This window comes from Candidatus Kaistella beijingensis (assembly GCF_020084865.1).
In the GTDB taxonomy this organism is placed as follows: domain Bacteria; phylum Bacteroidota; class Bacteroidia; order Flavobacteriales; family Weeksellaceae; genus Kaistella; species Kaistella beijingensis.
Window position 1 is genome coordinate 653352 of the sequence record NZ_CP071953.1, and the last position, 23310, is coordinate 676661.

The window sequence follows — 23310 nt, forward strand, 5'->3', positions numbered from 1 at the left end:
TTTCAATGTCAGTAAATCCCAATAAAATGAAAGCATCTGATTTAAAGAAGATGAAATCATTTGATTTAGTTGTTAAGAACGATTCGCCTGAAAAAATTTCATATGGAACTTATTTCTTTGTGGAAATGTTCGACGGTAAAACTTGGAAGAAGGTTCCTTTCATCAAAAATTTGATTTTTCCAAGTCTTGAAATTATTCAGGAACATTACTCAACTGCATCGAAACCAATCTACCTAAATAGTTTCCTAAATCCCATGAAAAAAGGAAAATACAGAATCATTAAAGAATTTGAAACCCCTAAACAAGAGCAAAAAACTTTAACAGCATCTTTTGAAATCGAATAAATGGAATTTAAACTTAATAAAATAGAAGATTGGCAAAAAGTCGTTGATGAAATTCTGCCCCAACTTCAACACAATATCTTTTTGTTAAAGGGAAATCTTGGTGCGGGAAAAACAACGTTCACGCAGTTTCTACTCAAAAAATTGGGAAGCAATGATGAGGTGTCCTCTCCTACTTATGCCATCGTGAACGAATATCATTCGCCAAAAGGAAAAATTTTCCACTTTGATTTGTACCGAATGAAAAACATTGACGAAGTGTACGATATCGGAATGGAAGAATATCTTGACAACGCTTTTCTCTGCATCATTGAATGGCCCGAAATTTACGAGGAAGAACTCGCTGATTTTCCGCATCACGAAATGAAAATCGAAAATTTGGGTGATGAACGCGTTATCATTTTCAAGTAGAAATTAGTTTGTCAGTTACCAAATCATCGTATCTTTGCCGCACCAATTATCATTTGTCAAACATCATTCATCAAACATTAAAAGATGAGTCATACACATGTTTTTACCCCGTTTTCTGAAGAGGAATTAATGCCGAAAGAAGAAAAATTGGAAATAGTAAAAAAAGGAAAACAATTCAGTATTGGAATTCCTAAAGAAACTTGCCTCAACGAACGCAGAACTTGCATCACTCCCGATGCAGTGCAGGTTTTGGTCGCAAACGGACATCAAATTATCGTGGAATCAGGAGCGGGAGAAGGTTCGTTTTTCACCGATTTGCAGTATTCGGAATCGGGCGCAAAAATTACCAACGATCCTAGAGAAGCGTTCGAACAGGATTTGGTTTTAAAAATAAATCCACCAACAATCGAGGAAATTGATTATCTAAAACCGAATACCTATTTGGTTTCTGCGCTACAAATTAATTTGCGTGACCAGGAATATTTCAAAAGAATTTCCGAAAAAAAAATCAATGCGATTGCGTTTGAATTTATTGTGGATGAATACAAGCAACTTTCTTTGGTTCGCTTAATCGGGGAAATTGCAGGGAATATTTCGGTGCTATATGCGGCAGAACTTTTGGCACTTTCCAACGGATTGATGCTGGGTGGAATTACGGGTGTTCGTCCGACTGAAGTGGTGATTTTAGGTGCAGGAATTGTAGGCGAATTTGCTACTAAAGCCGCTTTAGGATTAGGAGCAAGCGTTAAAGTTTTTGACAATTCGCTTTCCAAACTTCGTCGACTTCACATGATGGTCGATGGACGAGTTCCGACTTCCATCATCGATCCGAAAGAATTGGGAAAAAGTTTAAAAAGAGCCGATGTCGTCATCGGAGCACTTTCAAAATTGAGTTTAACGCCGATTGTTACGGAAGAAATGGTTTCCAAAATGAAAAAAGGAAGCGTCATTATCGACGTAACCATCGACAACGGAAAAGTTATCGAAACTTCCGAATTGACCGATATGGAAGATCCGTACATCATCAAACATGGCGTGATTCATTGCGGTTTGCCGAATTTAACGTCCAAAATGCCCCGAACAACTACGAAAGCAATCTCCAACTTTTTCTTGAGCTATCTTTTAAACTACGATGAAGAAGGCGGTTTCGAGAATATGCTCGTGAAGAAAAACGAGATGAAGCAGTCACTCTATATGTATAAAGGTCGCCACACGAAAAAAATGATTTGCGAACGTTTCGACCTTACTTATCACGACATCAACCTTTTAATTTTTTAAATGAGAAAACTAAAATTTTTTCTAATCGGTTTAATTCCAGGTCTGGTGATTGTGTTTTTCGTATTAAATAAAAAAGGGGCAAGTTGCAGCGGATATTTGCCCAATTCAAGGGTGATTGCAGAGACTTTGTCTAAAGAATTCCACTATTCTGAAAGTTTTAAAACGGAAATGACTTCCCAAAAAATTGACGAAAAATTTTTGAAAGACAGCATCATGACCAAAGGCGAAATCAATTTCGAAAAAAGTCATGCACAAAAAAAACCTTGTCCTGATTACGTTTTGGTTTATCCAAAGAAAAATCCGAGATATGAAGTCACTTTTGAAAAATGCGACAAGACTTCCACTTTCAACTCATTGAAAAAATTGAGGTAAAATATTACTCACGCAAAGCGTCCCGAGAATTCGGGATTGCTCATTATTCATTACTTATTTAAAAGATGAAAATTACGATCATCGGCGTCGGATTAATCGGCGGTTCCATGGCTATGAAACTTCGGGAACAACATTTTGCAGATTATGTCTTTGGAGTTGACTTGAATGAAAATCATTTGCTTGAAGCCAAAGAATTGGGAATTATTGATGAGATTTCCACGCTTGAAAATGCCGTTAAAAATTCAGATTTAATCATCATTGCGATTCCCGTTGATGCCGCGCGAAAAATTTTGCCAACTGTTTTAGATTTGGTTAATGAAAATCAAACCGTGATGGATGCAGGTTCTACGAAATTGGGAATTGTTAACGCCGTTAAAAATCATCAAAAAAGAAATCGTTATGTCGCTTTTCATCCAATGTGGGGAACGGAAAATTCGGGGCCGAAATCGGCTGTTTCAGAGAGTTTTTCAGGAAGAGCGGCGGTAATTTGCGACCAAAAAGATTCCGCTGAAGACGCCTTAAGTCTTGTAAATAAGGTGGCGGAAAATCTCGAAATGAATTTAATCTACATGAATGCCGATGAGCACGATGTTCACACCGCCTATATTTCACATATTTCACACATTACTTCCTATGCTTTAGCCAATACGGTTTTGGAAAAAGAGCGTGAAGAAGACACTATTTTTCAGTTGGCAAGTTCAGGTTTTTCGAGTACGGTTCGTTTGGCAAAATCGCATCCGGAAATGTGGGTTCCCATATTTAAACAAAACAAGGAAAATGTTTTGGATGTTCTGAATGAGCATATTTCACAGCTTCGAAAATTCAAATCAGCGTTGGAGAAGGAGAATTATGAACTTTTGGAAGAATTGATTAAAAATGCGAACCGAATTCGAGGCATCTTGAAATAATTTGGTATCGGTCTGATGTTGATTCGTTTTAAAAAAGTAATTTTACTTCAAACTAATCATCATGGCAAAATATAAATTTCCAGGAGTATATCTTGAAGAAAAAATGTGGTCTCCCTTTGTGGAACCGTTAGACAATATAGCTGTTTTTATTGGATATACCGAAAAGAACATCCTCGATAATGGCGAAGATTTACTGTTCACTCCAATAACAATTAATTCTATTCTTGAATTTGAAAATACTTTCGGTTTTGGGCAACCTGAAAAGAATTTGATTATTAAAGATCATTCGTCATCCACAGAAGAAAAAATCACGGTTGAATTTTTTGGAGAGAAATCTAAACATATTCTGTATTATTCGATAAAACTTTTTTTTGAAAGCGGTGGAAATAAATGTAAAATTGTTTCCGTAGGTACATTCAAAGAAATTGGCGAAATACTTTCTGCAGAAGAATTGATTCAGGGAATAGATTCCTTAAAAAACGAAAAAACTAATCTGTTAATCGGGATTCCGGAAAGTCAGAATCTTCCTGAAAACGACTTCTATTTGGTTCAACAGAAAATATTAGAATTCTGTGATAAGAATCGTTATTTCGGCATCTTGGATCCGCCCAGGACAAATACGGAAAATTTTCTAAATAAAATTTCGATTTATCGCGAAAAACTCCATTCAGATTCCTTGAAATTTGGAGCGGCTTTTTTTCCTTCTTTACAAACCACAACCGCTTATCTATATGACGAATCCTGCATCAATGTTGAGAAAAATGGATTTGGTTTTTCTCTAAATTCTTTTGACGAAACAAAAAAGTTAAAGTATGTTTCAGCGATCGGAAAATTTTCAGTAATTCTTCCGGCAAGTCCTTCTGTGATGGGATTAATTTTGAAAAATGATATGGAAAGAGGAATTTGGAAAGCACCTTCTACAATTCCTTTAAAACAAATTATTGCTCCGGAATTTTTAATTACAGATTGCGCCCAACAATTATTAAATGTTGATATTTCAGGAAAATCCATCAATTGTATAAGAAATTTTCAGGGTGTTGGAAACCGAGTTTGGGGAACCAGAACTTTGGCAGGAAATGATGCAGAATGGAAGTACTTTCCTATTCGCCGACTCGCCAACAAAATTGAAAAAGAAATCCAGAATGCTTTAGATCAATTTGTTTATGAAAAAAATAATTCCTCAACCTGGGCGAAAATTAAATCCATAACCGAAAACTATTTGTATAATCTGTGGAGAAGTGGAGCTTTGATGGGCTCAAAACCAGAACACGCCTATTTTGTAAAATGTGGATTGAATGAAACCATGACCAATAAGGACATTTCTGATGGAAAACTTCTACTTCAAATTGGAATTTCTCCCGTAACACCCGCAGAATTTATCTTTTTTAATTTTTCTATTCTAGCTATAGAACCATAAAAATAACCTAACATTCCGCCACATTTACTGCAATGGCTAAACCTCCTTCTGATGTCTCTTTGAACCGATCGTTCATACTCAACGCGGTTTCCCACATCGATTGAATGACTTCATCCAAGGAAACTCTCGCTTTCGTGGGATCGCTTTCTATAGCAATATTTGCCGCAGTAATTGCTTTAATTGCTCCCATCGAATTCCTTTCAATACACGGAATTTGCACCAAGCCCGCAATCGGGTCGCAAGTTAAGCCGAGGTGATGTTCCATGGCGATTTCTGCCGCCATTAAAACTTGTCCGGGAGTTCCGCCCATAATTTCCGTCAAACCTGCTGCAGCCATTGCTGAAGAAACGCCGACTTCCGCTTGACAACCACCCATCGCTGCAGAAATGGTCGCATTTTTTTTGAATAAAGTTCCGATTTCTCCCGCAACTAAAAGAAAACGAATGATATCGTCATTATTTCGATGCTCCGTAAATGCTTGAGAATACATTAGAACAGCCGGAATCACACCGCTTGCTCCGTTAGTTGGAGCCGTGATAATTCTCCCGAAACTTGCATTTTCCTCGTTCACCGCCAAAGCAAAACAAGATACCCATTTGTTGATGTTGGTAAAGGTTTCTTCAGCTTCCACAACCAATTGAAACCATTCATCTACATTTTTGTAGATTTTTTCTCCAAGAAGTTTTCGGTTCAAACCTGCAGCACGACGGGAAACATTTAATCCTCCCGGTAAGATTCCTTCTTTGTTTACGCCTTTATAAATACATTCCTTGATTTGCTGCCAAATGTAAAGCGCTTCGGCTTCGGTTTCTTCTTTGGTGCGCCAAGATTCTTCATTCAAAAAAATTAAATCTGAAATTTTATTTAAACCTAATTTCTCCAGATTTCTTAAAACATCTTTACCGTTGTGACATGGATAAAGCGTTCTGATGCAGTGTTTTTCTAAAGAATTTTCGTTTTGGGTTGCAATGAATCCACCCCCGACAGAATAATAATCTTGCACCACTTCTTCACCGTTTTCAAATACTGCCTTGAAAATCATTCCGTTTGGATGAAAATCAAGTGATTCTTTCATATTTAAAATCAAATTTTTACCGTAAACGAAAGGAATTAATTTTTCGCCTGCAAGATGAAGCTCGTTTGAAGACTTTATCTTTTCAATTTTTTCATCAATAGTAGTCGTATCTATGGTTTTGAAATTTTCTCCAGAAAGTCCGAGCATTCCTGCGATATCCGTTCCGTGACCTATTCCTGTCTTTGCCAAAGAACCAAAAAATTCCAAGAAAACTTCTTTGACTTCAGAAATTTGACGTTCTCTTTTGATGAGATTCAAAAAACTTGATGCTGCATTCCAAGGTCCCATGGTGTGAGAACTTGAAGGTCCGATTCCTACTTTTATGATTTCAAAAACACTGATAGACTCCATTTACTATAAATGATAATTGATGATTGGTAAATGATATGATACAAAGATAAGTTTAAAAACTCACTTAAAAATTTCGGCTAAAATTTTAGAAACTTCTTTGTGTTTTGTGGCAGGGAAAAGATGGGTTCCGTTTTGTATAACGTAATTGGGTTTTGAGTATTTGATGGGAAAGACGATGTCTTTATCGCCAAGAATTTGGATGACTTTTGGGTTTTCTTCAAATTTCCAAGATGCCACTTTTTCGATGCACCACTTTAAATAATAAGGATTTCGAACGGTGAAATAATCTAGAATTTTTGGATTTTTGGGGTCGAATAATTTTCGGATTAATGAATAAGCAACGGCTGATTTTTCATTGAAAATTCTTTCGGGTAGCACTTTTGGAATTTTGGTAAAATCCCCTATTCTGATAAATTTTGATTTTTCTTTGTCCGATTTAATGCTTCCCAGAATTACCACTTTTTCGGCAGGTTTTATCTTGTCGATTTCTTGAACTAAAATTCCGCCAAAAGAATATCCTAATAAATAAAAAGGTTCGGAAACATCAATTTTTTCTGCCATTCTTTCCACGTAATGGCTAAAGCTTTCATCTTTTTCGGGAATCAGCCATTCGATGAAAACAACTTCCAAATTTTCAGGAAATTTCAGTTTTTCTAAAACTTTGAAATCGGCACCTAATCCGCTAATCAAATAAATCTTCATCCTTCAAAAATAAAAAAAAGAGCAGGAAATTCTGCTCTTTAAAACTAAAATATTATCTAAAAATTACTTTGCTGTAACTTTCACCAACATATCGATATCGTCTTTTACCAGAACATCTTTCATCGCCGATTTGTAGGCAACATCAAATTTTTGTCTGTCGAAAGTGAACTTTTGAGAAACCAAACTCACCACACCTTTGCTGTAAGAAATTTTCGCAGGGAAAGAAACCGGAGCTGTTTTTCCTTTCACGGTCAAGTTTCCGTTTACAATGTAGTTGTAAATTTTATCGTTGTTTTTCTTTAAAGAAGTAATCGTATAAGTCGCTGTCGGGAATTTTTCAACTTCGAAGAAATCACCATTTTTCAAGTGATTATTGAGTTTTGTTTGGTATTCTCCGGTTAAATCGGTCGAATTAATAGAAGTCATATCCAAAACAAAAGTTCCGCCAACAACTTGATTTCCCTTCATTTTAATTTCGCCGGATTTTACATTTAAAGTTCCGTCGTGTGAAGAAGCTTCAGATTTTGCGATTTTGTAACCCCACCAATGAACATCGGATGCTACTACTTTTTTCGACTGACCGAAAGCCAAACCACCTGCAAGAACTGCCAATAATGCTAATTTTTTCATTAATTATTTTTTAAAAATTATGTTGCAAAAATAGCGTTTGAAATTAAGAGTTGGTGTTGATGTATGATAAGAAAAGTTTAAAAACTAATTTTTCTTCATTCTTTTTCTTTGATGCAAAAGAATCAAAAATCAAGACTGTACCTTTTTGCAAAAAACTCTACTACGTCAACACTAACTTCGCAACAAAAACATTATTTGTGATTAAAGTTACTGCGCCACAATTTTCACGTTCATTTCAACATCGTTGCTGATGAGCATGTCTTCGAAAATATTGTATTTCAGTCCGAAATGTTTTCTGTTGAACGTAAATTGTGCAGATGTTAATGTGAAAACACTGTTGTTTTGCGCCACTTTCACAGGAAAGGAAATATTTTTAGAAATGCCTTTAATGATGAGAATTCCACCGATTTGGTAATTGTAATTTTTACCGTTGATTTTCTTTACCGACTTTATCTGAAAAACAGTCACCGGAAATTTTTCCACATCAAAGAAATCGTCGCTTTTCAGGTGATTTTCCAAGAACTTTTTCTGTTTTGGATTTTCATTCATATCTTCCGCGTCAATGGTGTTCATGTTGATGATGAAGTTCCCGCCGGTAAGTTCATTTCCGTTAAATGTAAGATTACCTGATTTTAATTTTACTGTTCCATCATGCGACATCGATTCTGCTTTCAATGTTTTATAAGCTTTCCAGCGGATTTCGGATGAAGTAATATTTTTTGTCTGCGCGGAAACAAAAAAAGAACACAATATAAATAAGATTGAAATGAAATTTTTCATATAAATTTTTAGTAAAGATAATTTAATCCAATAAAAAACTTCGGCGAAAAACCGAAGTTGAAATTTTGTTATTCGTGATAAAAAGCGGCATAAACAGCGGCTCCATTGATAATGGTTTTGGTATCGGTCACCAAATAAATTGGGATGTCTTTCAGTATTCCTTCCATCTTGTCGCTGATGATAAAGTTTTTGTAGAATTTTTCTTTGTTGATGAATTTCTGCATCATTAGAGGAATTTCTCCGCTCAAATAAAGTCCACCCGTTGCTTTTAATTTTAAAACCAAGCTGTTTGCTTCTCTCGCCAGGAAAATCAAAAAAGTATCGACCGTCATCGTACAGATTCGGTCTTTTTTTTCTAAAGCTCCATTAATAACGGCTTCCATAAACGTTCCGTTTTCAATGGCTTCCGTCAAAAATTCTGGTTGTCTTTGCTGTTTTGCATCTCTTAAAAATCGATAGATATTAAATAGTCCAGATTTTGACAGAACGCTTTCCCAACTTACAATTCCGTAAATTTTATTTAAAAACTGATAAAACTCCACCTCGTCATTGGTTCTTGGAGAAAATTCGCAGTGACCACCTTCTGTTGCAAAAGGCCTCAAACATTCACCGTCCCAAAAAAGTCCGGCTTCCCCTAAACCTGCACCGGGAGCTAAAACGGCGACATTTCCGTTGGATGAATTTCCAGAATCGTAAATTGTAACCATCCCATTTTCGCAACTGTTTCCCAATCCGTAAGCAGAAGCTTCTAAGTCGTTAATCAAATAGACTTTTGAAATTTGTGTTTTACTTTTAATTTCTTCCGCATCCAATTTCCAGGGCAGTCGTTCTGGAGCAGACTTTCCGTTAATGACCGGACCGGGAACTGCAATCGAAATCTTAGAAATATTCTGCAAACTGTGTTCAGAAATAAATTTATTGATGAGATCTGAAACGGATGAAAATTGAGTCGTTGAATAAGCAGTCTCTTTCTTTGAAACTACCTTCCCGTTTTCGGCTCCAAATACAGCCACGGAAGTTGTTTCGCCCTGTAAATCAACCGAAATTAATTGTATTTGATTGTTGGATTCGGCGGAAACAGCCGGCAAAAAGAGTTTGAAATTATTTTTAGCTTCCATTCCTTTAATGTTATCTACCAAAGATAATAATTGTTTTTAAAAAATATGAAAAAAATAAAAAACCTTCCTGAAAAATTTCAGAAAGGTTTTTTGATAACTTGATTATCTGTATTATTTTCCCAGTGGAATATTATAACCTACACCTAATCCCAATGCACCTGCACTGTATTTTTGCGAACCGATTTCACCAGTACTTCCTGTGAAAGTTTTCTGATATTGCAATGCAAAATTCCAGTCTCTGTTATGGTAACCGATTTCTGGTTTAATGTAGAAACCTCCATCTGGTCTTTCTACTGTGCTGTTTGAAGCTACATTTTTATCGCCCACGATAAAACCATATCCCAAATCAGTTCCTAAATAAAATCCAGTTTGTTTAGGATAAACTCTGATTAAAGCGGCAACAGGAACTACTCCGAAGTCGTTGTTTTTAATCCCGTTGTTATCTTTTCCGAAAAAGTGGCTGTAACCAGTCGCGATACCCAAACCAAATCCTGGAGTTACCAAGTTTTGGTACGCAACATCAAGTCCTAAATTTGCAGAAGCGTTTTCCGCCGGAACAGCAAGTCCTACATTGGCACCCACTTTAAGCATATTTTTCATATCTGCACTTTGTGCACTTACTAATCCCGTTGTCATTAATCCTAAAGCAAGGATTGTCTTTGTCATAGATTTCATAATTCTAAATTTTAAGTTTTACGAAACAGTTACTTGTCAAAATCGTGCCAAAATAGATTCGTATAGGAGTAAAAATCGTAGCTATTATTTGTAGTAATTTGATTATCAATATAATAAGTTAATTAAAAAATTAAACAATCATTTATATTTTCAAGCGAATTTTGATGTCATTTTTGTCCATTTTTTAAAATTTGGACACAAAAAAGAGCCAATTTATCTTGACTCTTTGATTTTTAATTGAAAATTCTTTAAATATTTTCGATTTTTTCTTTCAGTTCAGCCCAACCTCCACCGTTGTAGCCGTCTTTCAAACCTTCGTTATTTAAAAAATCTAAAGCTTTTCCGCTTCTGTTCCCACTTCTGCAGAAAAGAACGACTGGTTTCTCAATGCTTAAAATCTCGTCTTTTCTATCTGCCACTTCTCCCAAAGGAATGTTTTCTGCTCCGTCAATATCTCCATCCATCTCGAGTTCCATTGGTTCGCGAACGTCGATGAGTGCGTAATTTCCTGATTGCAATACTTCTTCTAAAGTCATATCAATTTTGTTTAAGGTTTTAAAATTTTTGATGACCAAATTTATGAAATAATGTTAGTTTTGCAAGGCGAAATGAATACGAATCCTGAAAAATATTCCCAATTAATCAAAGCCAAAGCAAAAAAGTTTGGTTTCCAAAGTTGTGGAATCTCGAAAGCAGATTTTTTGGAAGAAGACGCAAAACCTTTTGAAAATTGGCTTCAAAAAAACTTCCATGGTGAAATGTCGTACATGGAAAATTATTTCGACAAACGACTTGATCCGAGATTATTGGTGGAAGGTTCTAAATCGGTTATTTCACTTTCTTATAATTATTTTCCAGCAGAAAAAATTTCGGGCTTCGATAATTATAAAATCTCAAAATATGCTTATGGTGAAGATTACCATGAAATCATCAAAGAAATTTTGAGGGAAATGGTTGCAGAACTTCGGGATGAAATTGGTGATTTTCATTGCAGAGTTTTTACTGATTCTGCTCCTATTTTAGAAAGAAGTTGGGCAAGAAAATCAGGAATTGGCTGGGTTGGAAAAAACGCAAACCTCATCACCAAACAAAGCGGCTCTTTCTATTTTTTGGCAGAAATTATTTGCGACCTTGAACTACAGGAAGATTCACCCACCACCGACCATTGCGGCACTTGCACGAAATGTATCGAAGCGTGTCCAACCGACGCGATTGTTTCCGATAAAATTATTGACGGAAGCAAATGTATTTCCTACGCCACGATCGAGTTGAAAAACGAAATACCCGATTCCTTTAGAAATAAGATGGAAGACTGGATGTTTGGTTGCGATATCTGTCAGGATGTTTGTCCCTGGAATCGTTTTTCAGCACCGACTTTAGAGGAAAAATTTCGACCCAATCAGTTTTTGAAAAACTACAAAAAAGAAGATTGGAAAGAGGTTACGCAAGACCTGTTTTCAGAAATTTTCAGAAAATCTCCCGTTAAAAGAACAAAATTTGCCGGACTGAAAAGGAATATCGAGTTTTTGGAAAAATAAATGGGTTTTGTAAATTTTAAACATTTATTAATGGTGATAAACATCGTCGTACATTACTCCCGCTTCAATTCTTACCGGTAAAAAATTCACTTCAGGCACAATCGGACAATTATAATCATACGCATTATAAGCGCAGAAAGGTTGATAAGAAAGGTTAAAATCCAAAACAATTTCATCCGATTTTGGAATCCTTAAATCCATGTATTTTCCGCCGCCGTAGGTTTCTTTTCCATTGGTTTCATCGCGGAATGGAAGAAAAAGATGGTCGTGAAATCCTTCTTTCTTAATCAAATTCAGACTTTGATATATCGTTAACGAATAAGATTTTCCATGGAGTTGGAAAGTTGCTTTTCCATATTCTTTGTAAGGTTGAGTCTTTCCCGAGGAAGTTGGGTTCTCAAAAGGAATCGCGTTTTCAGTCCTCACCAATTTTGCGGTAACCCTGTATTGACTGTTAATCGGAAAAAAAGGATGCTCCTTAAAACTGGTAAAATTATCGCCACGAAGCGGAGTAGTTTTTAATTTTTTATATTCGGCGTTTAACTCTTTCTGAAATTTTCTGGCTTCCGAAATTGCTGAAGATTGTGTTGCACAAGAAGTGATGATTGCACAGATAATGAGGATGAGTTTTTTCATTTCTTTTTAGATTTACGGTATTGTTTCAACTTGTAACCAAAGTAATTCTCAAAATCATTAATCACAAAAGGCCGATCAACAAAATCTTGATCCCGATGCATTCCGATGTGAAGGAATAAAGGTTTAGAGATTTTTTCTGTGGTGATATTAAAGTTTAAGATATCCATAATATCTTGTGGGTGTTTCGCTGTATGTGCTGAAGTCAATTTCAATACCGTGATGTTTCCATATTTTTTTTCAATTTTTTCACATTGCTTTTTCAAAGAATCTTTCACCAAAAACATTTCAAATTGCTTCGAAATATTAAATCCTTTGAATTCTGAATAGTCTTTTTCACGACATTTTTTGAAAAGCGTTTGGGCGAATTTTTCAGCGGTCAGCTTTTTTTGTGAACTGATTTTTTCTAAAGAAACCGAGCTGTAATAAGAGCTGCAACTGTTTAGAAAAATTATTGAGACTAAAAGTATCGAGAATTTTTTCATCATTAAATTTGGTAATTTTTAAATAGTATTTTATTTGCAATCTTCTTCATAAACAAATTCATTTTACTTGGCTCATTAGTCTTTTTACTAGGCTCTTTTTACTTGGCTCTTCACTCAATTCTTACCCGATAAACATCCGTTCCATTTCGTTTGATATTTGGAATGAAGAAGCCGCCTTCTTCAGGAATTTCTTCTTTTAAATCGAAACTTTTGCATTCTTTCGGCAAACCCGAAAAAACGAGCGTAAACCAAAAATCCTGCATTGGTGGAACTTCCGTCCAATAGGGAAAAAGTGAAATATTTTCGTGGTGAATGAGGCTGCTTTTATGATTGATGCTTTTATCAATCAAAAAAGTCGATTGCCAAATGCGAATCAGATTGCCAAACTGAAAACTCGCAGGAAAGCAACAGTGCACAATCACCTGTTTCTCCTCCTCTACTTTGGTTTGAAGAGATTCCAAGATTTCGGTAATGATTTCGGGTTTGGTGAGGGTTTCCATTTTTTGATGAGTAATGAGTAATGAGCAATGAGTAATATTGCTGATTGCTCATTACTTATTGCTAATATTCTAATTCGAGTTTTTCTTTTGAATAGTTTCTGATTTTTTCAGTAAGTTCCGGATTTTCGGAGAGTTTTTGTCCGTAACTGGGGATGATTTCCAACAATTTTTCTTTCCACTCGTTTTGAAGTTTGTCGCCGAAACATTTTTCCAAAACCGTAATCATCGCATACGCCGCAGTTGAAGCTCCTGGAGAAGCGCCGAGAAGTGAGGCGATTGTTCCGTTTTCGTTCACCACGACTTCGGTTCCAAACTCTAATTTTCCGCCGAGTTTTGCATCTTTTTTAATGATTTGAACTCTTTGTCCTGCCACTTTTAATTCCCAATCCTCTTCTTTGGCATCTTTTACAAATTCCCGCAAATGCTGAATTCTTTGGGATTTTGTCATCGCAACTTGACGAACCAAATATTGGGTTAAAGGCAAATTATGCCACCACGCTCCAAAAAGCGAACGGATATTTTTAAAGTTGATGCTTTCAGGCAAATCGAGGTAACTTCCTTCTTTCAAAAATTTCGTTGAAAATCCTGCAAAAGGTCCAAACAATAAAGCTTTTTCCCCATCGATAATCCTTAAATCCAAATGTGGAACGCTCATTGGTGGCGCATCCACGGTAGCTTGAGTGTAAACTTTGGCGTGATGTTTTTCGATGAGTTCTTGATTGTGAGAAACCAACCATTCTCCCGAAACAGGAAAACCGCCGTAACCTTCACTTTCAGGAATATCTGAACTTTCCAAAAGCGGCAAAGCGTAACCACCTGCTCCAATGAAGACGAAATCTGCAACCACTTCCTGCGAATGATTGTGGAGACGGTCTTTAATATCAATTTCCCATTTTCCGTCGTCTCTTAAATCCAAATCTTTTGCTTCGTGGTAAAGAAAAATTTCCACGTTGGAATCTTCGGCGAGAAATCTTCCCATTTTCCTCGTCAATGTTCCGAAATTCACATCAGTTCCCAAATCCATTTTGGTGGCGGCAAGAATTTCGTTTTCCTTTCTTTTGCTCATGACTAAAGGAATCCATTTACGAAGTTGGTCGTGGTCAGTAGAAAATTGCATTCCCTTGAAAAGGTTGGACTTAATCATTTCTGCGTGACGTTTCCTTAAAAACTCCGAATCTTCTTCCCCAAAAACCAAACTCATGTGCGGACAGGAATTGATGAATTCTTTTGGATTTTTGATATAATTTTTAGAAATCAAATACGACCAAAATTGCTTGGAATACTCGAATTGTTCTGCAATTTTTTCGGCTTTGGAAATGTTGATGTTCCCATTTTCATCTTCGGGAGTGTAATTGAGTTCGCAAAAAGCAGAATGTCCTGTTCCTGCGTTGTTCCAAGCTGCAGAACTTTCGCGGGCAAATCTTCCGAGACGCTCGAAAATGGCGATATCCAGTTCGGGCTCGAATTCGTGAAGAAGTGTTGCCAAAGTGACGCTCATGATTCCGCCGCCGATTAAGACGACGTCGTATTTTGGTTTCGGGGTTTTATTGGTTAGAAATTCGGGCATTGTTTATTTTTTAGAATCACGAATTTCGTGAAAAGTTTTGGGATGGTAAAGTGTTGAGATTAATTTAACCACCCAAAGTCACAAAAGTCCAATTTTAAAGGTTTTAATTATGCTGCTCTAAAGTGCGTTAAAAATCGTTTTGATTCGTTAACTTTATGTTTTAATATTTATAAAATGAAACAGGTTTTCTATTTGATTTCAATTGCAATTATTTCGATTTCTTGCAGTAAAAATTTGGAACATGCAAAAGCTTCAGGTTCAATGAATGACACCATAAAGCAGAAAGACGGAACTGTTTTGAATTACAAAAAGCCTGGTGAAGATTTGATCTTACTGAAACGAGACCAATCCGTTTACAGTAAAGGCTATCAAAACCGTTTGAGAAAAATAGCGGAATATTATTTGGCGAAATCCGAGAAAGATTTGGTAAAATTTCATGTAGAAAAAAAGGAAGGCGAATTGGGATATTCCACTGAGGAAAACGATTGGGAAGACGTGAATTATACCCAAATTGGAATTTTCAACAAATCAGGAAACAATCTATCAACGATGCAGTGGCTTTTTTATGAACCGAAATCGCAGAAACTGTATGAATTTGATTTGAACACGAAAAAACTTCAGGAATTTAACCTTGAAAAATAAAGATCTTTTGGTTTAATTCAACTTCGTTGTCAATTTTTTAAACTGTTTTTCGGCATTTTTTTCCTCATAGAGAATTCCGTAAATCGTATCGATGATTGGCGTTTTCATCTTTTTGTCTTTTGAGGTTTGGTAGATGGAATCTGCCGCGTAATAACCCTCCGCAATCATATTCATCGACTGAATCGCTGATTTCACCGTGTAGCCTTTTCCGATTAAATTACCAAGATTTCGGTTTCGCGAAAAAAGTGAGTATGCGGTTACGAGTAAATCGCCGAGATAGGCACTTTCATTCACATCACGCGGAGCTTCGTAAATGGCTTCGAGAAAAATCTCCATTTCACGGATGGCGTTGGAAACAAAAACTGCCGTGAAGTTGTCTCCATAACCCAATCCACTTGCAATTCCCGCTCCGATTGCGTAAATATTTTTCAAAATCGCGCTGTATTCGTTCCCCAGAATATCTTTGCTCGGCTCCACATTAATGAAACGCGATGAAAATAAATTGAATAATTTTTCAGAAACCTCATCCTCAACTGTTGCAATTGTAATATAGGAAAGTCTTTCCATCGCTACTTCCTCCGCATGACAAGGACCTGCAAGAACCGCCTGATTTCGAAAACCAATATCGAAACATTCCTTTAAATAATGAGCAACAACATCGTTCACTTTCGGCACTATTCCTTTGATGGCGGAAACAAAAATTTTGTCTTTGTAATCGCAAGTCATTTTATCCATCGCATCGGACAAATAAATAGATGGTGTCGCCAAAACAATGACTTCACAAGCCGAAACCAGTTCGTTGATATCGGTGGTGACTTTAATAGATTTCGGGGCAAAACTCACCGAAGTAAGGTAAGTCGGGTTATGATGGCGAAGTTCGATCGCTCCTTTTACATATTCGTTTCTTACGCACCAATGAACCGTTTTACAGTTTTCCACCAACATTTTTACGATTGCTGTTGCAAATGTTCCGCTTCCTACAACTCCTACAGGAATTTCGTGTTTTACGGATTTCGGTTCAGAAGTTTTCTTTTTCGCCATGACTGCCGTTCATATTTAATTCACAAATATATTAAAGGTTTATGTAATATGCATTACAATTGTGAATTTAAGAGTTTTATAAAAAGTTTAACATGATATTATGCAATAGAAACTGAAAAAATGTGTTTTTCTGAAAATTGTTTTGAAAAATAATTTATAAATTTGCAAACTCAAAATTTGATAATCATTAATTAATGAAGAATTTTTTAAGCAAGAAAAAGAATGTGAACCTTCTTTTAGGCGCATTATTGTTTGTGATTTTCGGTCAGGCTTTATTCATCGGGAAACTGTTTTCGGAGAAAAACAGCAAATCTTACGAAGTCAATTTAGTTAAAATTAACACTGAAAAAGACAGCGTGGATTATTTGGGAATGAAAAACAACCTGGCTTTGGTTGACAACACCGTACGAGAGCTAAACTCGTTCTTAAAAGCAAAAAATATTTCCGACGGTAAAATCGAAATGCTTGCTCAAGACAGCCTTTCAAACGCGGTTTATCTTGCAAAACAAAGCAACCGTTACAGCCAATATTTGGTAGATCTACAAAACAAATTGCAACAGGTTCCCCTCGGGATTCCAACCGATGGATATATTTCTTCTAATTTCGGAAACAGAAAAAACCCGATTCCTTTCAGAAATGTTTTATTGGCATCAGCAAAACCTGTAAAACAGGAAGTAAAAGCTGAACCACAATATATCGAAGAAAAAGACAGTCTTGGAAATGTGGTGAAAAGAACTTTGGCAAATCCTTCAACATCTTTGGCTAAAAATTCAACGCCTGAAGTCAATAATCCACCTGCGGAAGCAGATCAAATTCAATTTCACAAAGGTTTGGATATCGCAGTTCCGTTCGGTTCTGATGTTCGTTGTGCTGCAACTGGAACGGTTATTTTTGCAGGAGCAAAAGGAGGTTACGGAAATTGCGTGATCATTTCGCACGGAAATGGATTGGCTACACTTTACGGTCATTTATCACAAGTTTTGGTGAAAGCCAATGATATTGTAAAAGTAAATGACGTGATTGCAAAATCAGGAAATTCGGGACGTTCAACAGGACCGCATCTTCACTATGAAGTCCATAAAAATAATACGCCTGTAAATCCTAAACTGTTTTTGAACTTTTAATAAAATTTAATCACTCAATTTTGGGTGATTTTTTTTTAACTTTTTTCTTAAAGCGGATTACTTCTCATTTCCGATGATTTTTCGTCTTTACATTTGCTTAAAATTACGGATATGTTAAGCATTATGAAAGAAGAACTTATGGTTGAATTCTACATTTATCCAGAAGAAAGTGAAAATAGTTTTAACCCTTTAAATTTTAAAAATCATGGCAAGAAATCATGAAGCAGACATCTGCAATCCAAACAACGAAGCGTATCAACATGCAATGGACAATCACGCCAACCAACTCAATCCCAATAATGATGAGTATGCGGGAAATTAAGTTTAATTTGCTACCTTAGTTGGTAGCATTTTTTATAGATATGGAAGAACTAACACCTTATTTTAATGATTATCAAATATTTGATTCCTCTAAAATAAAAAATCCCGAAAAGTTTTTAAAACTGTATTTAAGTTCTCTTGAAGAACAAGATCTGGAAACCCTCAAAAAAATGACCTTAAATAAAGAATCCGCCAATGATATCTTGAAATTTGGAAATCTTTTAATCGAATATTTTAAAAGCGACAATCCAAAAGAATTTTTATTAAACTTTGAAAAGAATTGTGAAAAAGCATTGTTAAATAAACCCCTATTCCAAAATGAAGAGAACATCATTCAATTTCTTAATCTGATTAAAAAATCCGCAGATAAGCAGGAATTTCCACGACAAAAAATATTTAGAAAAGAAATGATCGTGGACGAGTTTGATGTTGACTCAAAAACATTCAACAACTGGTTGACATTTTTTGGTAAAGAAAACTTTATTGGAAGAAGAGAGTTCGATTCTCTGGAATACGCATCAATTGTAAAAGATTTTATAAAAGTCGGAAAATTAGATTTAGAAGACCTACGCGAATACCATTACCAAGCCTACAACCGCATAAAGATCGCCGAAATTATTGGAGATTTATCGAAAAGCAAGAAGACCAATTACAGGAACTTACTGCTGAGAAAGGATGAAATAGATGACTACTCACCTGCAAACAAACAATTTTTGGATTGGTTGCAAAATCATAGGGTTTTGCCTTTTAGCCTTGCTTATCGATATATTGATTTAATGCTAAACTCCGACGAAAAAAAATCTGTCAAAATAATGGAAGTATTTGAAGCTTACTTTGAAAAGCTGTGACGAGGATTGTGTTCTTAAACATTTCTGCTTTCATCTTTAATTTTACACCTACTAATTTTTGGCAGCAGTAAATTGGTGAATTTTATTTGCAGAAAATTTTTTCAGACCCTCATAACATTTTGCGAACTTTTCATGATTTTTTTTGGAATACAATAAAAAAGTTTATTTTTGCAAACCAATTGTAAAAATTAAGTCGAAAACTTATTTTTTCTGGCCTTGTAACTCAGTTGGTTAGAGTAGCTGACTCATAATCAGCAAGTCCTTGGTTCGAGCCCAAGCTGGGCCACTTTTTAAGGGATTTTACAGCAATGTAAAATCCTTTCTTTTTTATTTTGACGAACATTTGACGAACATTTGAATTTTATTTCTCCATATATTAGCATTATAATACTTTGGTAAAAAATGGACACCTTTTGTGTAGCGGTATATTTAATTGTGTTATTGATCACAATATTTTTTCCACTTTATCTCGCAGGAAGGGTTTGGTTCGCTTTTAGTCCGTTTGTTATCAACTACTACTCTTCTGAACAGAAAAATTGGTAGAATGACTGGAATACCAACCGATTTATAATAGTACTATGTTTATTTTTTATTTCATCTGTACTTTCTTTATTTTGGGGATTATCAATTTTAGAGAAAATAAAAGAAGCTCAAATCGATATTACCTCAATTCTTTTTTACACTTTATTACAAATTCTATGTTTCGTTTTTTTGGAAGGAAAAATGGATCATTCATTCACTCCACTCGCTGCTTATAGAAAATTTCGTGAAAAGAAATATGATGAGCGTTTTGTTTTTGCAAAGCAAGTTAGAACTGATGATGCTATTCAAAAGGTACTCCGAAAGCATCCGCGCCAAAAGTGAAATCCGGCAAGAAATTTTGGATGAAATCAAGAGAGATGGGAAAGCTATTTACAAAAATGATGATTACAATCAGTTGAAATACAACACGGATTTAATGAATAAATGGATGAAGAAGAATCCAAAAGATGGTGAAAAGTTTATGAGATTTAAGGACGGGTTTGAGAGTAAATAGAAGCATTTCCTTTTGACTTTTTTCTTTACGACTAATCAATTGCATTTTCGTATTTTTACCCTATGGAAATTAAGGATTCAATCAAAGATTTATTTGAAGAGGAATTGATAGGCGAAATTCTTTCTGTAGGAAAACTGAAAAAAGTTCAGGAAGGAGATATTGTCATTAATGTTGGTCAACCGATTCACTTTATGCCCGTAGTTTTGGAGGGAACGCTGAAGGTTTCTATGATTGACGATGCGGGAAAAGAATTGCTGATGTATTACCTGAACGCAAGCGAAGGTTGCGCAATGACTTTCACCTGCTGTATTCGGGAGCATAAAAGCGAAATTTTGGCAGTTGCAGAGGAAGATTCGGAACTATGGATGATTCCTGTGGAATATATGGATATTTGGATGCACAAATATGTTTCGTGGAAAAATTTTGTGATGAAAACGATGCAGAACCGTTTCTATGAAATGTTGAAAGCATTGGATTTGGTTGCTTTCAACAGTTTGGATACAAGGCTTTTAAACTATCTTAAAGAAAAATCCAAGAATACGGGTAAAACTGTCATTAATGTTTCTCACGAGCAAATTGCGATAGATTTGGCGAGTTCAAGAGTGGTCATCAGCCGACTTCTAAAAAAATTGGAAAACGAAGGCAGAGTTCTTCTTTACCGAAATCAAATCAAACTTCTGAAAGATTTGTAATCTAGGTAACACAAATGTATTTTCAGATTTCAGATTTTTGTTGAAAATTGAAAGATGAAAAGCATTTGTCCCAACAAAATACAGTCGCTGAAAGAAGATTTTCTTTTGATTGATATACGAGAAAAATTTGAATTTGATACTCACAAAGCCGATTCTCAAAACTTAATCAACATTCCTTTCAGCGAAATTGATGAAAATTTAGAAATTTTACCGAAAAATAAATTGTTGATTTTGATTTGTAACAACGGTTTGCGGAGCGAAACAGCCACAAAATACTTAATGGAAAGAAATTTTGAGAATGTTACTTTTGTTGAAGGCGGTTTGGTAAAATGGCAACAAAACGGAATGAAAATTTTGGGAAGTCCACCCGATTTTATATCACATTCTTTATCTTTAACCAAAGACTGCAATTCCTGAAATGTCATTCCCAATCATCAATGCCTGCGATTTGTTCACGCAGAAAAAAAGCGAAAACCATATTGTGGTACATCAACTTTCGGAGTTGTTGCAGGATGATATTTACATACCCAAAAAACCACACCGTCATACTTTTTATCAGGTTTTATATGTGAAAAAAGGAAAAGGTTTTCACCATATTGATTTTCAGGAAAATGAAATTTCTTCGCCGCAAATTTTCTTTCTTTCACCGACGCAAGTTCACGATTTGAGATTTGAAAACGCTGAAATAGAGGGTTTTCTCATAAATTTTGATGAATATTTCTACAACGCTTTTCTTTCTAAAATCAATTTTATAGATGATTTCACTTTCTTCAACCGAAACGGAAAAGTTTCTTCTTTCGACGCACGAAAATCTCAAAAGGAAATAGACGAAATATTCTCAAAAATTGAAAAAGCATTTTCTGAGAAACCGCATCATTATCTAGAATTTCTTCGGGTTTATCTCTTGGAACTTTTTCTGATTGTGGATGGTTTTCAAGAAAAATCGAAGGAAGAAAAACAATATTCCAATCAAAAGCACATCATTTCCAATTTTGAAAAACTATTGGAAAAACACTTCTACGAAGCACATTATCCAAAATATTATGCCGAGAGATTGGCAATTACAGCCAATTATCTCAATTTAGTTTGCAAAAATTACATCGGAAAAACGGCGGGCGAACTCATTCGTGAAAGAGTGATTTTAGAAGCAAAAAGATTGCTCGTCAATTCACAGTTAAGCGTTTCCGAAATTGCTTATCAACTTCATTTTGACGATAATTCCTATTTCACCAAATTTTTTAAACAAAGTACAGGACTTACACCGTTTCAGTTTCGCAGTTCGGTGAATGGATAAAATAACCTTTTTGGAGGATTGGCATAATCAAAAATATTGATTGAAAACCTGCATTCCAAACCCAACTAATGAATGTAATCCAAGTTACATTTTCTCCTAAAATCTTCTCTTAACTTTGAGAAAAAAATAAGAAATGTTATTTGAAAATAATTATTTTGAGGATTTACGGAAAAAAGAATTTTCAAGATTAGATGCTGAAAATCAGGTCTATCTGGATTTTACGGGCGGAAATCTTTATCCCGAAAGTTTAATTCATCAGCATTCTGAAATCCTGCTCAAGAATGTGATGGGAAACCCGCATTCAACCAATCCTACGTCGCAAAAATCATCGGTTTGGGCAGAAAACACACGCAAGAAAGTTTTGGAATTTTTCAACGCCGAAGATTACTTCTGTATCTTTACCCAAAACGCTTCCCACGCCTTGAAAATTGTGGGAGAAAGTTATCCTTTTTCGGAGAATTCCTATTTCTTGATGCTTTCAGATAATCACAATTCCGTAAATGGAATTCGGGAGTTTTGCCAAAATAAAAACGGAGAATTTTCTTATTTTCCAATTAATTTTACGGATTTACGGATTGATGAAAAAGAATTGAAAAAAGTTTTGAAATCCAAAAACTCCTTCAAGGATAAATTGTTTGCTATTCCTGCACAGTCCAATGTTTCAGGCGTAAAACACGATTTGAAATGGATACAGATTGCACAACAAAATGGATGGGACGTTCTTTTGGACGCCGCCGCTTTTGTACCGACTAATATTTTGGATTTGAAACTGTATCAACCTGATTTCGTGTCGGTTTCTTTCTATAAAATGTTTGGTTTTCCTACGGGAATTGGCTGTTTATTCGTAAGAAAAGACAAATTTGAAAAACTGAAAAAGCCTTGGTTTGCAGGCGGAACCGTGAAAATGGTATCTGTAAAAGAGCCCAAATTTTTTCTTGCAAACAACCACGAAAGATTTGAGGACGGCACTTTGGATTATCTCAATATTCCTGCAGTGAAATTGGGTTTAGAATTTTTGGAAGATGTTGAAATGGAAAAAATTTCCCAAAGAATTGCGGATTTAAGAAAATATGTCTATCAAAAATTGAGCGTTTTGAAGCACGGAAACGGTAAAAGTTTGGTGCATTTGTTCGGTCCCGAAAATCATCAGAATGTAGGCGGAACTTTGATAATTACTTTCTACAACAAAAATGGAGAAAAATATCTTTTTGAAGAAATTGAAAAAGAAGCCAATTTGAAGAATATTTCCATTCGTTCCGGCTGTTTCTGCAATCCCGGAATTGATGAGATTAATAATGAAATTTCTGAAGAAGAATTAGCACGATATTATCAAAACTCCAATAATGTAAATTTCTCTGAAATGGTCGACTTCCTTGGTAAAATGCGTGGCGCAACGAGAGTTTCATTCGGAATTGCAACGGTAAAGCAGGATATCGATTATTTTGTAGAATTTGTTTCACAATTTGTTGATAGATAGTTCTTTGTGTGACACAAGTTACACATTCAAAAATTCATAAATTCTACATTTACA

27 protein-coding genes and 1 tRNA gene are annotated in these 23310 nt (G+C 35.4%); 16 read left to right on the forward strand and 12 right to left on the reverse strand.

From position 1 onward, the window contains the following. Positions 1–50: 50 nt before the first annotated feature. From J4771_RS13245 to J4771_RS03060, 6 genes are all read left to right on the forward strand, one after another. Positions 51–344, forward strand: a complete 294-nt coding sequence (locus J4771_RS13245) for an immunoglobulin-like domain-containing protein (RefSeq protein ID WP_317196380.1) — start codon at positions 51–53, stop codon at positions 342–344. Further along, positions 345–752 carry a tRNA (adenosine(37)-N6)-threonylcarbamoyltransferase complex ATPase subunit type 1 TsaE gene (gene tsaE / locus J4771_RS03040; RefSeq protein WP_224136284.1) on the forward strand — a complete coding sequence of 136 codons (408 nt, stop codon included), beginning with the start codon at positions 345–347 and terminating at the stop codon, positions 750–752. An 84-nt stretch (positions 753–836) separates the two neighbouring features. Continuing rightward, positions 837–2030 carry an alanine dehydrogenase gene (locus tag J4771_RS03045; protein ID WP_224136285.1) on the forward strand — a complete coding sequence of 398 codons (1194 nt, stop codon included), beginning with the start codon at positions 837–839 and terminating at the stop codon, positions 2028–2030. Continuing rightward, positions 2031–2402, forward strand: coding sequence for a hypothetical protein (locus J4771_RS03050; protein ID WP_224136286.1), 372 nt, complete (start codon positions 2031–2033; stop codon positions 2400–2402). A 65-nt stretch (positions 2403–2467) separates the two neighbouring features. Further along, entirely contained in the window at positions 2468–3310 is an 843-nt protein-coding gene (locus tag J4771_RS03055) for a prephenate dehydrogenase (RefSeq protein ID WP_224136287.1), read from the forward strand. A 61-nt stretch (positions 3311–3371) separates the two neighbouring features. After that, positions 3372–4727, forward strand: coding sequence for a phage tail sheath family protein (locus J4771_RS03060; protein WP_224136288.1), 1356 nt, complete (start codon positions 3372–3374; stop codon positions 4725–4727). Between the two features lie 7 nt (positions 4728–4734). On the opposite strand, the gene J4771_RS03065 is transcribed toward J4771_RS03060, so the two are convergent. The 7 genes from J4771_RS03065 to J4771_RS03095 all read right to left on the reverse strand — a co-directional run bounded on the left by J4771_RS03065 (position 4735) and on the right by J4771_RS03095 (position 10594). Beyond that, entirely contained in the window at positions 4735–6153 is a 1419-nt protein-coding gene (locus tag J4771_RS03065) for an L-serine ammonia-lyase (RefSeq protein ID WP_224136289.1), read from the reverse strand. 60 nt (positions 6154–6213) lie between these two features. Beyond that, positions 6214–6855, reverse strand: coding sequence for an alpha/beta hydrolase (locus J4771_RS03070; protein ID WP_224136291.1), 642 nt, complete (start codon positions 6853–6855; stop codon positions 6214–6216). A gap of 63 nt (positions 6856–6918) precedes the next feature. Beyond that, positions 6919–7485 (reverse strand): YceI family protein, encoded by a 567-nt coding sequence (locus J4771_RS03075; RefSeq protein ID WP_224136293.1) that lies wholly within the window; start codon positions 7483–7485, stop codon positions 6919–6921. Positions 7486–7692: 207 nt separating this feature from the next. Then, entirely contained in the window at positions 7693–8265 is a 573-nt protein-coding gene (locus J4771_RS03080) for a YceI family protein (protein ID WP_224136295.1), read from the reverse strand. 68 nt (positions 8266–8333) lie between these two features. Beyond that, entirely contained in the window at positions 8334–9404 is a 1071-nt protein-coding gene (locus tag J4771_RS03085; protein ID WP_224136297.1) for a glucokinase, read from the reverse strand. Positions 9405–9494: 90 nt separating this feature from the next. Further along, positions 9495–10058: a hypothetical protein gene (locus J4771_RS03090; protein ID WP_224136299.1), complete on the reverse strand. Its 564-nt coding sequence runs from the start codon at positions 10056–10058 to the stop codon at positions 9495–9497. 248 nt (positions 10059–10306) lie between these two features. After that, a complete protein-coding gene (locus J4771_RS03095) occupies positions 10307–10594 on the reverse strand; it encodes a rhodanese-like domain-containing protein (RefSeq protein WP_224136301.1) in 288 nt (95 codons plus the stop codon). Between the two features lie 72 nt (positions 10595–10666). Here J4771_RS03095 and queG point away from each other — a divergent pair, with 72 nt between their 5' ends. After that, positions 10667–11596, forward strand: coding sequence for a tRNA epoxyqueuosine(34) reductase QueG (gene queG / locus J4771_RS03100; protein ID WP_224137759.1), 930 nt, complete (start codon positions 10667–10669; stop codon positions 11594–11596). A gap of 27 nt (positions 11597–11623) precedes the next feature. On the opposite strand, the gene J4771_RS03105 is transcribed toward queG, so the two are convergent. The 4 genes from J4771_RS03105 to mqo form a co-directional block, all read right to left on the reverse strand. Further along, complete coding sequence (locus J4771_RS03105) at positions 11624–12232, reverse strand: DUF1684 domain-containing protein (protein ID WP_224136303.1); 609 nt, start codon at positions 12230–12232, stop codon at positions 11624–11626. After that, complete coding sequence (locus tag J4771_RS03110) at positions 12229–12717, reverse strand: hypothetical protein (RefSeq protein WP_224136305.1); 489 nt, start codon at positions 12715–12717, stop codon at positions 12229–12231. The genes J4771_RS03105 and J4771_RS03110 overlap by 4 nt, the downstream gene beginning before the upstream one ends. Before the next feature lie 107 nt (positions 12718–12824). After that, on the reverse strand, positions 12825–13214 hold the full coding sequence (locus J4771_RS03115; protein ID WP_224136307.1) for a hypothetical protein: 390 nt from the start codon (positions 13212–13214) through the stop codon (positions 12825–12827). A gap of 61 nt (positions 13215–13275) precedes the next feature. Then, positions 13276–14781, reverse strand: coding sequence for a malate dehydrogenase (quinone) (mqo, locus tag J4771_RS03120; protein WP_224136309.1), 1506 nt, complete (start codon positions 14779–14781; stop codon positions 13276–13278). A gap of 174 nt (positions 14782–14955) precedes the next feature. Here mqo and J4771_RS03125 point away from each other — a divergent pair, with 174 nt between their 5' ends. Then, complete coding sequence (locus J4771_RS03125) at positions 14956–15423, forward strand: hypothetical protein (RefSeq protein ID WP_224136311.1); 468 nt, start codon at positions 14956–14958, stop codon at positions 15421–15423. Positions 15424–15435: 12 nt separating this feature from the next. Here the strand turns inward: J4771_RS03125 and J4771_RS03130 are convergent, their stop codons facing one another. After that, positions 15436–16464, reverse strand: coding sequence for an NAD(P)H-dependent glycerol-3-phosphate dehydrogenase (locus tag J4771_RS03130; protein ID WP_224136313.1), 1029 nt, complete (start codon positions 16462–16464; stop codon positions 15436–15438). Positions 16465–16658: 194 nt separating this feature from the next. Between J4771_RS03130 and J4771_RS03135 the strand changes: the two genes are divergently transcribed. From J4771_RS03135 to J4771_RS03170, 8 genes are all read left to right on the forward strand, one after another. Further along, complete coding sequence (locus J4771_RS03135) at positions 16659–17588, forward strand: M23 family metallopeptidase (protein WP_224136314.1); 930 nt, start codon at positions 16659–16661, stop codon at positions 17586–17588. Between the two features lie 362 nt (positions 17589–17950). Next, positions 17951–18757 carry a hypothetical protein gene (locus J4771_RS03140; protein WP_224136315.1) on the forward strand — a complete coding sequence of 269 codons (807 nt, stop codon included), beginning with the start codon at positions 17951–17953 and terminating at the stop codon, positions 18755–18757. Between the two features lie 212 nt (positions 18758–18969). Then, positions 18970–19043 (forward strand) — tRNA-Ile (locus tag J4771_RS03145). 495 nt (positions 19044–19538) lie between these two features. Continuing rightward, complete coding sequence (locus J4771_RS03150; RefSeq protein ID WP_224136316.1) at positions 19539–19793, forward strand: hypothetical protein; 255 nt, start codon at positions 19539–19541, stop codon at positions 19791–19793. A gap of 62 nt (positions 19794–19855) precedes the next feature. Beyond that, positions 19856–20485 (forward strand): Crp/Fnr family transcriptional regulator, encoded by a 630-nt coding sequence (locus tag J4771_RS03155; protein WP_224136317.1) that lies wholly within the window; start codon positions 19856–19858, stop codon positions 20483–20485. 54 nt (positions 20486–20539) lie between these two features. Continuing rightward, positions 20540–20902: a rhodanese-like domain-containing protein gene (locus J4771_RS03160; RefSeq protein WP_224136318.1), complete on the forward strand. Its 363-nt coding sequence runs from the start codon at positions 20540–20542 to the stop codon at positions 20900–20902. Between the two features lies 1 nt (position 20903). Next, the gene (locus J4771_RS03165; RefSeq protein WP_224136319.1) at positions 20904–21779 is read left to right on the forward strand and encodes an AraC family transcriptional regulator; all 876 of its coding nucleotides are present in this window, start codon (positions 20904–20906) and stop codon (positions 21777–21779) included. A gap of 133 nt (positions 21780–21912) precedes the next feature. After that, on the forward strand, positions 21913–23256 hold the full coding sequence (locus J4771_RS03170) for an aminotransferase class V-fold PLP-dependent enzyme (RefSeq protein WP_224136320.1): 1344 nt from the start codon (positions 21913–21915) through the stop codon (positions 23254–23256). The last annotated feature ends 54 nt before the right edge of the window (positions 23257–23310 follow it).

Bases quoted from the DNA above. Each gene is read 5' to 3' on its own strand.
- J4771_RS03160 (WP_224136318.1), top strand. From the start codon at position 20,540: ATGAAAAGCATTTGTCCCAACAAAATACAGTCGCTGAAAGAAGATTTT.
- tsaE (WP_224136284.1), top strand. From the start codon at position 345: ATGGAATTTAAACTTAATAAAATAGAAGATTGGCAAAAAGTCGTTGAT.
- J4771_RS03170 (WP_224136320.1), top strand. From the start codon at position 21,913: ATGTTATTTGAAAATAATTATTTTGAGGATTTACGGAAAAAAGAATTT.
- J4771_RS03105 (WP_224136303.1), bottom strand. From the start codon at position 12,232: ATGAAAAAACTCATCCTCATTATCTGTGCAATCATCACTTCTTGTGCA.
- J4771_RS03075 (WP_224136293.1), bottom strand. From the start codon at position 7,485: ATGAAAAAATTAGCATTATTGGCAGTTCTTGCAGGTGGTTTGGCTTTC.
- mqo (WP_224136309.1), bottom strand. From the start codon at position 14,781: ATGCCCGAATTTCTAACCAATAAAACCCCGAAACCAAAATACGACGTC.
- J4771_RS03050 (WP_224136286.1), top strand. From the start codon at position 2,031: ATGAGAAAACTAAAATTTTTTCTAATCGGTTTAATTCCAGGTCTGGTG.
- queG (WP_224137759.1), top strand. From the start codon at position 10,667: ATGAATACGAATCCTGAAAAATATTCCCAATTAATCAAAGCCAAAGCA.
- J4771_RS03115 (WP_224136307.1), bottom strand. From the start codon at position 13,214: ATGGAAACCCTCACCAAACCCGAAATCATTACCGAAATCTTGGAATCT.
- J4771_RS03140 (WP_224136315.1), top strand. From the start codon at position 17,951: ATGGAAGAACTAACACCTTATTTTAATGATTATCAAATATTTGATTCC.
- J4771_RS03065 (WP_224136289.1), bottom strand. From the start codon at position 6,153: ATGGAGTCTATCAGTGTTTTTGAAATCATAAAAGTAGGAATCGGACCT.
- J4771_RS03055 (WP_224136287.1), top strand. From the start codon at position 2,468: ATGAAAATTACGATCATCGGCGTCGGATTAATCGGCGGTTCCATGGCT.
- J4771_RS03070 (WP_224136291.1), bottom strand. From the start codon at position 6,855: ATGAAGATTTATTTGATTAGCGGATTAGGTGCCGATTTCAAAGTTTTA.
- J4771_RS03165 (WP_224136319.1), top strand. From the start codon at position 20,904: ATGTCATTCCCAATCATCAATGCCTGCGATTTGTTCACGCAGAAAAAA.
- J4771_RS03155 (WP_224136317.1), top strand. From the start codon at position 19,856: ATGGAAATTAAGGATTCAATCAAAGATTTATTTGAAGAGGAATTGATA.
- J4771_RS03150 (WP_224136316.1), top strand. From the start codon at position 19,539: ATGAGCGTTTTGTTTTTGCAAAGCAAGTTAGAACTGATGATGCTATTC.
- J4771_RS13245 (WP_317196380.1), top strand. From the start codon at position 51: ATGAAATCATTTGATTTAGTTGTTAAGAACGATTCGCCTGAAAAAATT.
- J4771_RS03110 (WP_224136305.1), bottom strand. From the start codon at position 12,717: ATGATGAAAAAATTCTCGATACTTTTAGTCTCAATAATTTTTCTAAAC.
- J4771_RS03090 (WP_224136299.1), bottom strand. From the start codon at position 10,058: ATGAAATCTATGACAAAGACAATCCTTGCTTTAGGATTAATGACAACG.
- J4771_RS03060 (WP_224136288.1), top strand. From the start codon at position 3,372: ATGGCAAAATATAAATTTCCAGGAGTATATCTTGAAGAAAAAATGTGG.
- J4771_RS03130 (WP_224136313.1), bottom strand. From the start codon at position 16,464: ATGGCGAAAAAGAAAACTTCTGAACCGAAATCCGTAAAACACGAAATT.
- J4771_RS03125 (WP_224136311.1), top strand. From the start codon at position 14,956: ATGAAACAGGTTTTCTATTTGATTTCAATTGCAATTATTTCGATTTCT.
- J4771_RS03080 (WP_224136295.1), bottom strand. From the start codon at position 8,265: ATGAAAAATTTCATTTCAATCTTATTTATATTGTGTTCTTTTTTTGTT.
- J4771_RS03135 (WP_224136314.1), top strand. From the start codon at position 16,659: ATGAAGAATTTTTTAAGCAAGAAAAAGAATGTGAACCTTCTTTTAGGC.
- J4771_RS03095 (WP_224136301.1), bottom strand. From the start codon at position 10,594: ATGACTTTAGAAGAAGTATTGCAATCAGGAAATTACGCACTCATCGAC.
- J4771_RS03045 (WP_224136285.1), top strand. From the start codon at position 837: ATGAGTCATACACATGTTTTTACCCCGTTTTCTGAAGAGGAATTAATG.